The sequence below is a fragment of the Paraburkholderia rhynchosiae genome (genome assembly GCF_002879865.1).
Lineage (GTDB): Bacteria > Pseudomonadota > Gammaproteobacteria > Burkholderiales > Burkholderiaceae > Paraburkholderia > Paraburkholderia rhynchosiae.
The window spans coordinates 1-12,104 of record NZ_PNXY01000020.1 but is presented as its reverse complement, the minus strand read 5'-3'; the positions used below and the strand labels follow the sequence as shown (position 1 = coordinate 12,104).

Sequence of the window (12,104 nt, the reverse complement as noted above, 5' to 3'; positions counted from 1 at the left end):
GAGCCTGGAATTAACAGATCTTTCGGCAGTGACTATCGGTCACCGTCAAAACATCCGTCAACAGAAATTTAGCTTGCCGGCGTCACTGACGAACCCGCCATGCCAAGGATCCACATGGTGTTCTCACACGTCACGGCTGCCCCGTGCTGACAGTTCCCCACAATCGGCAGCCAGAATGGGAATCATGTTCCAGCTGTTCGCGATAACCTGATTGGCTGCACCGAAATGGGTCTCAAGGTGGACCTCATCCACCCGGTCGGTCATCGGCTATCTGCCAGTTGACTCTGCGTAGGTTTGAACAGACTGATCTCGCAACCGACGTCCGGGTCGTGGAAAGACAGGATCATGCCGTGCATGCCGGCCACGGCGGTCGCAAGACTGAGCCCCAAGCCGCTGCCGGGCGTATGACGGCTCGCCTCTCCACGATAGAAACGGCGCAGGACGGCATCGCGCTCTCTCGGCGCGATGCCGGGTCCATCATCGCGTACGGTCACGCCGGATCCTCGTTCGTCGTGCCACAGCGTCACCTGCACGGCTCCGCCATGCGGTGCAAACTTGACGGCGTTCTCCACCAGATTGGCCAGCGCCTCGAATAGCAGATTCGGATCTCCCTGGATTTCCAGCGGGCCGGACACAGTCCGCGCGAGTTTAAATGCGATCTGCTTGTCTTCGGCAGTCGGTTCGTAGAATTCGAAAACGTCATCGGCGACAGCGGCCAGATCGACCGCAGTGAAGCCCGCGCGGCGCACTCCGCTTTCAATTTCAGATATCCGCATCAACGCATTGAAGGTGCGCAAAAGGCCGGCGGTTTCAAGAATGGCTTCCTCGATCGCCGCGCGATATTCCGGCTCCGTTCTGGCGCGCCGTTGTGCCCGTTCGAGGCCGCCCAGCATGCGTGTAAGCGGCGTACGCAGATCGTGCGCGATCGCATCGCACACCCCTTTGACCTCGCTCATCAGGCGCTCGATTTCGTCGAGCATCCTGTTCACGACGCCAACGAGACGATCCACGTCGTCGCGTTTCGAATGCACTGGCAAACGCCTGCTGAGGTTGCCGGCGACGATTTCCTCGATCGATGCGGTCACCGCATCCAGGCGCCGCATCGCCGAGATGCCAATCAGGCTCGCGCCGATCAGGCCGATCACAAGCGTGATCATTGCGGTGGAAAGCAGCGCTTGCACCAGTTCGTCGTCGAAGTGGTCGAGCTCGAGGGTGTCCTGACATTGCAAAGCGATGCGGCTATCAGCCACGTGCGCGGCGATGCATCGGCCGGGCGGGTGACCCGCCACATTTGCGAGGCGCATCGAAAAAGGCTTGTCGAATACGGGGATCGCCGGCCGATCGCCCGCATAGCCGCCGGCAAGATGTTTGCCGCTGGCTTCGAACAGGCCGAAGGGACGCTGGTGGCGCGGATCGAACCGGTTCTGATGTTCGAATCGGGCGGCCAGTTCATCGGGCGCTTCGCGCTTCAACTCTGCGTGCTCACGAATCAGCCAGTCGTCGATGCGTTCCTGTTCAAAGCCGGTGATCTCGCGGTACAGGTAACCGAACAGCAGCATTGCGATCACGCCGAACAGCACGAGAAACAGTGTAGCGAGGCGAAAGCCGGTGGTGCGGTGCAGTTCATTCAGGCGCATGTAGCATGTACCCTGAACCGCGCACTGTGTCGATCATCGGAGCCGTCCCGTCCGGGTCGAGCTTCTTTCTGAGGCGGCTGATGTGCACGTCGATCACGTTGGTACGCTCGTCGAGCCTGTAGTCCCATACCGCTTCGAACAGCATGGTGCGGCTCACCACCTGGCCTTCGTGCTGCATCAGGTATTCGAGCAGCCGGTACTCGCGCGGCAGCAGCGGTACCGGGCGGCCGGCGCGAGTCACCTCGCGTTTAAGCGGGTCGAGACGCAGCGCGCCGACCAGGTACTCCTGCACACCGGGGGCCGTCTCGCGACGGCGCATCAACGCATCGAGCCGCGCCGTCAGTTCGATGAACTCAAACGGCTTGGTCAGATAGTCGTCTCCACCGGCGCGCAAACCGCGCACACGTTCGTCGACCGCGGACAGCGCGCTCAGGATCAGCACCGGCGTCAGCACGCCGGCGCTGCGCAATGCCGACAGCATGCCGAGCCCTTCGAGGCCGCCCGGCAACATACGATCGAGGACGATAGCGTCATAACTGTTGGCGACCGCAAGCATCAAACCGTCACGGCCGGTGCTCGTGGTTTCAACGTTGCAGCCGTGATCGGTGAGCGCTTCAACGATCTCCGCGAGAGTGTGCTCGTCGTCCTCGACGACCAATACTTTCGACATGCCTTTTTTCCAGAAATAAGAGAGCGTCGAACCTTCGTTAGCCGGCCGTTTTACACTACGCTCGTACCTACGATCTCTGTAGTATGCCGTGCGAAGCGCTACAAGCGTTTCGCGCAAACATGAAAAAATTTTAATGTAAGCCTCGATTGCGCATGCGAATCCTGCTGATCGAAGACGATATGCGCGCCAGCCGCTTCCTGGCGCGTGGCCTGACAGAGAGCGGTCTGATTGTCGACACAGTGGCCGACGGCGCGACCGGGCTCGCCTATGGGCGAGAGGGCATTTATGACGTCATCGTCACTGATCGGCGCTTGCCGGCGCTCGACGGCCTGGTCCTCGTCCAGCAGTTGCGCGCCGGTGGGGATACGACGCCAGTGCTGATGCTGTCGGCCATCGGCGGTCTGAACGACCGCGTGGAGGCGATTCGCGCCGGTTGCGACGACTATCTCGTGAAGCCGTATGCTTTCGTCGAAGCGCTGGCAAGAATCGAGGCGCTCGCGCGGCGCGCCGATCGTACCAGGATCAGCGATCGGCTCGAATGTGCGGACCTGATGCTCGATACCCGGGCGCGCACTGCAAGCCGCGCCGGACGCGATCTGCGCTTGCAGCATCGCGAATTCCTGTTGCTCGAGTGTCTCGCGCGCCGCGCGGGGCAGGTCGTCACGCGAAGCATGTTGCTCGAAGCCGCATGGCATTACGATTTCGAGCCGCGCGGCAACATCATCGATATGCACATGCATCGGCTGCGGGCTAAGGTCGATCGTGATTTTCCCGTGGCGCTGATTCAAACAGTGGTCGGCGCGGGATATATGCTGAACCCGGCGCCCTGACACGCGCTGCAAGCCTGGAAGCCCCAGCCGGGCGCCCCGCCGTGGCATGTTGTGCTGCATTAAATTAATTTAACCAATGGGCGAAAGCGCCGACAGGACGGGCCAGCTAGTCTGGCGACATATCCTTGTTAGGGTTTCTCCCATGTCAGGGCTGTCCCGTTCCACACGGTTGCCGCGCACCGTGAGTCCTCACCCGTGCCTTTCCTGGGTGCGCGCCGCGTTATGCGCGCTCGGCCTCGCGGTGCTCGCCGGCTGCTCGCTCGTGCCTGCCTATCGACGGCCGGGCGCGCCGCTCGCGCAGTCCTTCGACGGCGCGGCCGGCGCGTCATTAACCGATACGGTGCCCGTCAGAAGCGGCTGGTGGCGCGAGTATCAGGACCCCGCGCTCGACGCGCTGGTTGATCGCAGCATTCGCAATAACTTCACGCTGGCTTCCGCGATTGCTAGCGTCGAACAGGCGCGGGGCAACGCCGAAATAGCCGGTGCGCCGCAGTATCCGTCGCTGTCGCTCGGCGGCGCGTTCGATCGCAGCCATCAGGGACGCGGCTCGACCACGAAAACCCAGAGCCTGTTCGCCGAAGCGAGTTACGAGGTGGACTTCTGGGGCTTCCACGCCGCCAATGCCAGCGCCGCGGACCTGCTCGCGCGCGCGTCCGCGTTCGACCGCGACACGGTCGCGCTGACGCTGACCGCATCGGTCACCGACACTTATTTTCAGGTGCAGAGCCTGCGCCGCCGGCTCGCGCTTGCGCGTTCGATATCCGACGACGCTGCGCACATTCTGCAATTGCTGCTCGCACAGCAGCAGGCGGGCGTCGCGACCGAATTGCAGGTGCAGCAGCAGCGTAACGCGCTCGCCACTTTCCAGGCGGCTGTTCCGGCGCTGCAACAGCAGCTCGATATCAACATCCATGCGCTTGCGGTGCTAGCGGGCACCGCGCCTGAACAATTCACGATCAGCGACGCCGCGCTTGCCGACATCCCGATTCCCCGACCGCGCCCCAACCTTCCCGCGAGCTTGCTGGAAACGCGCCCCGACATCCGTTCCAGGGAAGCGCAGTTGCAGTCGGCGAACCAGAGTGTCGGCGCGGCGCGCGCGGCCTTTCTGCCGAACATCGTACTGACAGCGGACGGCGGGCTGAGCAGTAAGTCGCTGTCCCATTTCCTTTCGAGCCCGTTCGCCAGTCTAGCCACTTCGCTGGCGGCGCCAATCTTGGACGGCGGTGCGCTGCGGGGCCAGTTGCACGCGAGCAAGGCGGCCGAAGCGAAGGACGTCGCGGATTACCGGCAAGCCGTAATCACCGCGCTGCAGGACGTGGAGGACTCGCTCACGGCGGCTCGACAGCAGCAGCTCGCGGAAGCCGCCGACCAGAACGCCGCCGACGCCGCCCGCAAAGCCGCCATGCTCGCGCAAGCCCAGTACAAGCTCGGCACCGTCGACTTTCTGACCGTGCTTGACGCGCAACGCACGCTGTATCAGTCCGAAGACACGCTGGTGCAGGCGCGGCTCGCCCGCCTGCAAGCGTCCGTGAGCCTGTTTCGCGCGTTCGGCGGCGGCTTCGGCGTGACCGACGATAGCGATAGCAGCACCGCCTCCTCCTTTACGTCATCCCGCTCATGAAACCTGCAGACTTTCCGAACCACGAGGCGCAACGCGACCGCGGCCGCGCGCCGCTCATTCTGGCGTTCGCCGTCGTTGTCGCGCTGCTGGCTGTCTGGTTCTGGCCGCGGCACCCTGCCGTCAAGGCAGCGACTGCCGTGCCGGTCAATTCTGGTCATCCTGTGAGCCGTGACTTCCCGATTCGCGTCGCCGCAGTGGGCACGGTCCAGGCGCTCAACACAGTGGACGTCAAAGTGCGCGTAGACGGCCAGTTGCAGCGCGTTGCTTTCAATGAAGGACAGGACGTCAAAGCCGGCCAACTGCTCGCACAGCTCGATCAGGGACCGCTCACCGCCCAGTTGCATCAAGCGGAAGCGGCGCAGCGCAAGGACCAGGCATCGCTCGATAACGCGCGGCTCGATCTCGCGCGCTACTCGAAGCTGGTCAACATCGGCGCGGCGACGACCCAGGCGGTGGACACCGCGAAGGCGCAAGTCGAGGCGCTCGCCGCGACGGTCGCAGCGGACGCCGCGCTGGTGCAGAGCGACCGGCTGCAACTGAGCTTTACCACGCTCGCGGCGCCGTTTACGGGACGCGTCGGCGCGCGCGAGGCCGATATCGGTGCGATCGTTCATCCGGCCGACACGACCGGCATCGTCACCGTCACGCAGATGGAGCCCATCACCGTGCTGTTCTCCGTGCCGCAGGACGTGCTGCCCGAACTGCTCGCGAATCAGGCGAAAGCGCCGCTGGCGGTGAGCGTGACCACACGTTCCGGCAGCACGCCGCTCGCCGATGGCAGGCTGGTGTTCATCGACAGCACGGTCGATCCCACGACCGGCCAGATCAGGCTCAAGGCTTCGTTCACCAACCAGGACCGCAAGCTGTGGCCCGGCGAGCTGGTGAACGCGCGCGTGCTGGTGCGCACCGATATGCAGCGGCTCGCGGTGCCGAGCCGCGCAGTGGTGAACTCGCAGAACGGCACGCAGCTCTATGTGATCGCTGCGAACGGCACGGCGCAGATGCGCCCCGTGCAAACCGGCGTCATCGTCGATGGCATGACGGAGATCCGAAGCGGCATCGCGCCCACGGATCTCGTGGTATTCGATGGCCAGAGCCGCTTGAACCCGGGCGTGCAAGTGGCCGCGACCACCATTCCCGCCAGTGCGAAAGCGCCGCCCAACGCAAATGTGGCGGGGAGCCAGACTGATCAGGATAATCCGTCATGAGTCTCATGGAATTGTTCATCAGGCGGCGCATCGCGACCGCTTTTCTGGCGATCGCGGTGATGCTGGTTGGCGCGGTGGCGTATTTTCTGCTGCCGGTCGCGCCGCTGCCGCAGGTCGATTTTCCGACCATCCAGATCGTGGCAAAATTGCCCGGCGCAAGCGCGGAGACCATGGCCACTTCGGTGGCGACACCACTGGAGCGGCAACTTTCGCTGATCGCGGGCGTGACGCAGATGACGTCGTCGAGCTCGCTCGGCAACACCAGCATTGCCGTGCAATTCGATCTCTCGCGCGACATCGATGGCGCGGCGCAGGATGTGCAGACGGCGATCAACGCAGCCGGCGGCACGTTGCCGAAGAACCTGCCGAACCCGCCGACCTACCAGAAGGTCAACCCCGCCGACTTCACGTTGTTATCACTGGCGCTGACGTCGCCTTCGCTGACGCTGACACAACTCGACAGCTACGCCGAAGATTATCTCGCGCAACAGATCTCGCAGATGCCCGGCGTCGGTCTGGTTGACTTCCACGGCCAGCAGCGGCCCGCGGTGCGTATTCAACTCGACCCCGACAAGCTCGCCGCCCGAGGCCTGACGCTCGAAGATGTGCGTTCGATCGTCGGTGTGCAGACGGTCAATGCACCGAAAGGCAGCCTGAACGGTCCAGACCGCTCGGTGATCTTCAACGCGACCGACCAGATCACCACCGCCTCGCAGTATCGCGATCTGGTGGTCGCGTACAAGAACGGCGCGCCGATTCGCGTCTCCGATCTCGGCATCGTGCTGAACGCCGCCGAAGACAATCAGCAGGCCGCGTGGCTCCAGCATGAACGCGCGATCATTCTCGACATTCACAAGCAGCCGGGCTACAACGTCGTGCAGACGATCGCCAACATCAGGGCGAAGTTGCCCGCGCTAGAAGCGATACTGCCCGCGGCAGCGCATCTGCATGTGGTGGGCGATCGCACGCAGACCATCGATGCGTCGGTGCACGACGTGCAGTTCACGCTGATGCTGACAATCGCACTTGTCGTCATGGTCATCTTCTCGTTTCTGCGCAACCTGTGGGCGACGGTTATTCCAAGCCTGACGATTCCGCTGTCGCTGGTCGCCACGTTCGGCGTCATGTACCTGCTCGGCTATAGCCTCGACAATCTGTCGCTGATGGGCTTGACCATCGCGGTAGGCTTCGTGGTGGACGATGCGATCGTCGTGATCGAAAACGTGATGCGGCATATCGAAGAGGGCGTGCCGAGAATGAAGGCGGCCTTGCTTGGCGCGATGGAAGTGCGCTTCACGATCATTTCGATGACGATCTCGCTGATCGCCGTTTTCATCCCAATCCTGTTGATGGGCGGCATCGTCGGCCGGCTGTTTCGCGAATTCGCAGTGACAGTAAGCGCCGCGATAGTGATGTCGGCGCTGGTGTCGCTGACCGTTACGCCGATGTTGTGCGGCTGGCTGATCCGCTTGCCCGAGCCGGGTGGCGGCGGCCGGGGGCGCAGGCTCGAAGCATGGCTTGAAGCGGTCTTTAGCGCCGTAGAGCGGCGCTATGAGCGCGGCCTCGATTGGGTGCTGGACCGCCAGAAGCTGATGCTGGCTGTCACGGTTGCGACGATTGTGGCGACTGGCGCGTTGTTCGTCGCGATTCCCAAAGGATTTTTCCCGCAGGAGGACTCCGGTCTGATCATGGGCGTTGCCCAGGCCGCGCCGGATATTTCGCCCCGCTCGATGTCGCAGAAGATGCAGCAGGTGGGCCATATCATCGAGACCGACCCCGCCGTCGACAACGTCTACTACTGGATGGGTCCTAACCCGACCGTGAGCCAGGGGCGCGTCATGATCAACCTGAAAGCGTTCGCTCAGCGCAAGGACAGTGCTGCGCAGGTGCTCAACCGTTTGAAGCCGCAGTTGGCGAAAGTCATGGGCATTTCCTTGTCGATGCAGGTCCGGCAGGATATTCAGGTGGGCGGCCGTATCAGCGCTGCGCAGTATCAGTACACGTTGCAGGACCCTGACATCAACGAGTTGAATCACTGGGCGGGCGCGCTGACCGATCGCCTGTCGAAGCTGCCGCAACTGGCCGACGTCACGTCCGATCAGCAGGCCGCCGCTACCAGCGCGACTCTCGTGATCGACCGCAACACGGCTTCGCGTTTCGGCATCACGGCGCAAGCCATCGACGATACGCTTTACGATGCATTCGGCCAGCGGCAGATCGCGACGCTCTTCACGGAGTTGAATCAGTACCATGTCGTCGAAGAAGTCGATCCGCGCTTTCAGTTGACGACGGATGCACTGGCGCATCTCTACGTGCGTTCGCCGCTCACCAACGAACTGGTGCCGCTCGACACGCTCGTCAGAATCGAAAACAATGTGTCGCCGATTTCGATCAATCACCAGGGGCTTTTCCCGGCCGTGACGATCTCGTTCAATCTGGCGGCGGGTCAGTCGCTTGGCAACGCCGTGGCGGCGATTCGCCAGGCCGAAGTCGCGGCGGGCAAGCCAGATAGTTTGACGGGCTCCTTCCAGGGCACGGCGCAGGCGTTCCAGGCGTCGCTCGCAAGCGAGCCGTATCTGATCGCCGCGGCGCTCGTGGTCGTCTATCTGATTCTCGGCATCCTGTACGAGAGCGCCATTCATCCGCTTACGATCATTTCGACGCTGCCTTCGGCGGGCGTGGGCGCCTTGCTTGCGTTGATGCTGTGCGGTCAGGATCTGTCGATCATGGGCATGATCGGCATCATCCTGCTGATTGGTATCGTCAAGAAGAACGCGATCATGATGATCGACTTCGCACTAGTGGCGGAGCGCGAACACGGTATGTCGCCGCGAGAAGCGATCCGGCAGGCCTGCGTGCTGCGCTTCCGGCCGATCATGATGACGACGCTCGCCGCGCTGTTCGGCGCGCTGCCGCTTGCGCTCGGGCATGGCGCGGGTGCGGAGTTGCGCGTGCCGCTCGGCATCGCGATCGTCGGCGGCCTGATTGTCTCGCAAATGCTGACGTTGTTCACGACGCCGGTCGTGCACCTGTGGTTTGACCGTCTGTCGCATTGGCTCGCTGATCGGCGCGCGACGAGCAATGTGGTCGAGCGGCAGACCGTCGGTTGATCGCCTTCGGTCTGCTGGGACTTTCCTTCTTGATCGCGATGGGCGCCGCTGATCCAGCGCGGCGGCCATACGCTGAATCTCCTGACCAAACGATTAGTACGCTTTGGCCGCGCCGTTTAATGTGCGCTTACGCATGAGCGGCTGCTTGCAGATGATGGCTTTGAGTTCAGACTATCGGCGTACGCCCGCATACAGTTGATCGCCCAGCCGTGATTCGGCCGGTACACGACGCGGTATTCCCCTTCCGCTTTTTCGCACCGCGAAAGCGCCAGGAGCGTGTTGCGAACACGCAGACGGGTGGCCATGATCAAGGTTGGCGGCACGACCGGGACCGAGTGACAGAAATGAATGATCGCGTCGACGATGCGCTGCACGGTACGCGCGCGGCAGTTCAAGAAAGCATCGTGCCAGGCGGCGGCATGGCGCTCATCAGCGTCAAGCAGGCAATCGGCGGTCCCGGAGGTGTGAACGCCGATCAGGATGCGGACATCAAGATGCGGGCTGCCCGTACGTGAAGAATACGTATTGCAATAGAAAAGCGCAGCAGTGTTCTTTGGACAATCCTGCACACCGTCTCGTTACGATTGCCGATGGGGCGGGGGCGTCGCTACCGGCTATCCATCGCCGGCTACACGTACATTTTATTCAGCACTTCCATCTCTTCGCGAATAACCGGACGCGCAATCTGTGCAAACGCACTCACCAGCCGGGTCTGAGCCTGGTAGGGCGGGAACAGCAGCGCAACCTCGCTCGGTATATTCACCGCGAAGGGCCGCACCTCGATCCCTCCATTAACAGATTCATCGCGAGCTGCTAGCGGGTTGACCAGACTGATTCCCATGCCTGTGCGCACCAACGCGCACACCGACGAACCAAGACTCGCCTCAGCGACGATCTGACGAGACACATGCCCGGCCGCGAATACATCGTCAATCGTGGATCTGAGCGCGCTTTCTCCGGTGGGCGCTATGAATCGCTGATTTGCGAAGTGCGCGGGTTTCAGCCTGCGCAGGCGGCAAAGTGGGTGGTCTTTCGGCAGTACTGCGACGCACCGGAGGGTCGCGATCGTCTCTCGACGGATGTGAGGCGCATCCCCGGTGAGCAGAGCCAGGCCCGTATCGCAAAAGCCGGAGCGGACCCATTCCTCCACATTCACCGCGTTGCCAGAGTGAATTGACACCAGAACATCCGGGTGCGCAGCGTGAAATTCAGCGACAACCTTAACGAGCAGATCGCCCGCCAGCCGCGGCATCGCGGCGATGCTCAGCCGCGCGGCGCTGAACGAACGGATGTTGGCAGCCACCGATTCGAGTTCCGCCAGCCCGGCGAAGGTCCGTTCCACTTCGCGATGAAAACGCAATCCGTCCTGAGTGGGATTAAGCCGGCTACCGTTGCGTTCGAAAAGTGGGAACGCCGTGATGCTCTCGAGCTGCGATATCAGGCGGCTCACCTGCGGCTGCGACGTATGCATGACGCGAGCGGCATTCGTCATCGAGTTTGACGACATGACCGCACGGAAAGCCTCGATGTGGCGAAATCCTAACTTTAGCTTCTGCATATCGTTTCTGTATCGTTCAATGCGAGAGACGCATTGGACTTTAGCATATTGATGACCGATATTTGGTTCGTAGCCAAGCAAATTCCGTTGTTTTGAATCGCACTGCAGCGGTCCGGAATCGCGGTCGAGAATGATCATTAAGGGAAGCTAAGCACATGAAAGTTTCTTCTATCCTGACCGCTGCGATGATGCTCGCCGGGTTCTACGCAGGACTTGGCCTGACGACCGCAGCTTATGCGGATAGCTCCAGCCGGCTGGATCGCATCAAGGAAACCGGCACGATTACCGTGGGCTATCCGACCACCTCGCTGCCCTTCGCCTATCTGGACAACGCCCATCAGCCGGTCGGCTACTCGGTCGAAATATGCCAGCGCATCGCTGCCAGTCTCAAGAGCACGCTTGGCCTTGCCGATCTGAAAATCCGCTATCTGCCCGTGACGTCGGCCACGCGTCTGCCACTACTGGCGAACGGCACAATCGATCTGGAATGCGGCAACACCACCAACACGGTCGAACGCCACAAGCTCGTCTCGTTCGCGCCGACTACATACGTCGCGAAGGTTGTGCTCATGGCCCGCAAAGACAGTGGGCTTGATGTGAACACGCCCGCTGCATTCAGCGGCAAGACTGTGACGAGCCTTGCAGGGGGCCTGGACCTGCAGGTCATCCAGCAGATCAGCACGCAGCAACATCTGAACATTTCGGTGCTCCCCGTCAACGACACGGCGGCATCTTTCATCGCGGTGAAGACCGGCCGCGCGATGGCCGTCTCGACGGACGACGGGCTCGCCTACGGTCTGGTCGCAACTTCAGACCAGCCACAGGACTATGTGATTGGCACGAAGGCAATGCTGCTCGCACCGTACGGCATCGTCGAGCCCAAGGACGATCCCCGTTTCAAGCAGGCCGTGGACGGCGCCGTACTCGAGCTCATGAAGTCAAAACAGATCTACGCGATGTACGACAAATGGTTTAACGCGCCCGTGCCGCCGAATGGCATCAATCTGAAGTATCCGATGAGCGCCGAACTTAAACGTGCCTTCGAACATCCCTCCGATTCCGGCGATCCCGCGGCCTATCAATAAGCCACTTGAGCAACCCTACTTCGAGGCCGCGCAGCCATGAACTATCAGTGGAACTGGGCCAGTTTCAACGACCTCTCGCCCGACGGTGTCCATACCTACCTGCAGACGATGCAGAGTGGAGCATGCTGGACCATCGCACTCGCGGTGAGCGCCTATGCCATCGCGCTGCTGCTCGGCTCGATCATTGGCGTGATGCGTACGGTCGATTCGAAGATCGCGCGAACTATTGCTGCGACGTACGTCGAATTGTTCCGCAACGTGCCGCTGCTGGTGCAAATGTTCCTCTGGTATTTCGTGCTGCCGGAATTGCTCCCCAGGTCGCTCGGCACCGCGATCAAACAGATGCAGCAGCCGTGGGGCCAGTTTTTTCCCGCGCTGCTTTGCC

9 protein-coding genes and 1 pseudogene are annotated in these 12,104 nt (G+C 62.0%); 7 read left to right on the top strand and 3 right to left on the bottom strand.

Features of this window, described 5'->3' with window-relative positions; genetic code table 11:
• Positions 1-260: 260 nt before the first annotated feature.
• Together C0Z16_RS24475 and C0Z16_RS24470 are read right to left on the bottom strand one after the other, a co-directional pair.
• A complete protein-coding gene (locus C0Z16_RS24475; protein WP_102634655.1) occupies positions 261-1,637 on the bottom strand; it encodes a sensor histidine kinase in 1,377 nt (458 codons plus the stop codon).
• Entirely contained in the window at positions 1,624-2,307 is a 684-nt protein-coding gene (locus C0Z16_RS24470) for a response regulator transcription factor (protein WP_102634743.1), read from the bottom strand. The genes C0Z16_RS24475 and C0Z16_RS24470 overlap by 14 nt, the downstream gene beginning before the upstream one ends.
• Before the next feature lie 152 nt (positions 2,308-2,459).
• Here C0Z16_RS24470 and C0Z16_RS24465 point away from each other — a divergent pair, with 152 nt between their 5' ends.
• From C0Z16_RS24465 to groEL, 5 genes and pseudogenes are all read left to right on the top strand, one after another.
• Positions 2,460-3,137, top strand: a complete 678-nt coding sequence (locus C0Z16_RS24465) for a response regulator transcription factor (RefSeq protein ID WP_102634654.1) — start codon at positions 2,460-2,462, stop codon at positions 3,135-3,137.
• Positions 3,138-3,279: 142 nt separating this feature from the next.
• Positions 3,280-4,758, top strand: coding sequence for an efflux transporter outer membrane subunit (locus tag C0Z16_RS24460; RefSeq protein WP_158244515.1), 1,479 nt, complete (start codon positions 3,280-3,282; stop codon positions 4,756-4,758).
• Positions 4,755-5,966 (top strand): efflux RND transporter periplasmic adaptor subunit, encoded by a 1,212-nt coding sequence (locus C0Z16_RS24455; RefSeq protein ID WP_102634652.1) that lies wholly within the window; start codon positions 4,755-4,757, stop codon positions 5,964-5,966. Before C0Z16_RS24460 ends, C0Z16_RS24455 begins: the two co-directional genes overlap by 4 nt.
• The gene (locus C0Z16_RS24450; RefSeq protein WP_102634651.1) at positions 5,963-9,076 is read left to right on the top strand and encodes an efflux RND transporter permease subunit; all 3,114 of its coding nucleotides are present in this window, start codon (positions 5,963-5,965) and stop codon (positions 9,074-9,076) included. Before C0Z16_RS24455 ends, C0Z16_RS24450 begins: the two co-directional genes overlap by 4 nt.
• A 263-nt stretch (positions 9,077-9,339) precedes the next feature.
• A pseudogene (gene groEL / locus C0Z16_RS24445) lies at positions 9,340-9,573 on the top strand (chaperonin GroEL); the annotation flags it as partial.
• 131 nt (positions 9,574-9,704) lie between these two features.
• On the opposite strand, the gene C0Z16_RS24440 reads toward groEL, so the two are convergent.
• Positions 9,705-10,772: a LysR substrate-binding domain-containing protein gene (locus tag C0Z16_RS24440; protein ID WP_341867643.1), complete on the bottom strand. Its 1,068-nt coding sequence runs from the start codon at positions 10,770-10,772 to the stop codon at positions 9,705-9,707.
• Positions 10,773-10,789: 17 nt separating this feature from the next.
• On the opposite strand from C0Z16_RS24440, the gene C0Z16_RS24435 reads away from it, so the two are divergent.
• Positions 10,790-11,719, top strand: coding sequence for an amino acid ABC transporter substrate-binding protein (locus C0Z16_RS24435; RefSeq protein ID WP_102634650.1), 930 nt, complete (start codon positions 10,790-10,792; stop codon positions 11,717-11,719).
• 36 nt (positions 11,720-11,755) lie between these two features.
• A partial coding sequence (locus C0Z16_RS24430) for an ABC transporter permease subunit (RefSeq protein WP_146014340.1) occupies positions 11,756-12,104 on the top strand: 349 nt, incomplete at its 3' end.

Excerpts from the sequence above, each read along its gene's own strand:
- C0Z16_RS24470 (WP_102634743.1), bottom strand. The coding sequence starts at position 2,307 with ATGTCGAAAGTATTGGTCGTCGAGGACGACGAGCACACTCTCGCGGAG.
- C0Z16_RS24475 (WP_102634655.1), bottom strand. The coding sequence starts at position 1,637 with ATGCGCCTGAATGAACTGCACCGCACCACCGGCTTTCGCCTCGCTACA.
- C0Z16_RS24435 (WP_102634650.1), top strand. The coding sequence starts at position 10,790 with ATGAAAGTTTCTTCTATCCTGACCGCTGCGATGATGCTCGCCGGGTTC.
- C0Z16_RS24440 (WP_341867643.1), bottom strand. The coding sequence starts at position 10,772 with ATGATCATTCTCGACCGCGATTCCGGACCGCTGCAGTGCGATTCAAAA.
- C0Z16_RS24450 (WP_102634651.1), top strand. The coding sequence starts at position 5,963 with ATGAGTCTCATGGAATTGTTCATCAGGCGGCGCATCGCGACCGCTTTT.
- C0Z16_RS24460 (WP_158244515.1), top strand. The coding sequence starts at position 3,280 with ATGTCAGGGCTGTCCCGTTCCACACGGTTGCCGCGCACCGTGAGTCCT.
- C0Z16_RS24465 (WP_102634654.1), top strand. The coding sequence starts at position 2,460 with ATGCGAATCCTGCTGATCGAAGACGATATGCGCGCCAGCCGCTTCCTG.
- C0Z16_RS24455 (WP_102634652.1), top strand. The coding sequence starts at position 4,755 with ATGAAACCTGCAGACTTTCCGAACCACGAGGCGCAACGCGACCGCGGC.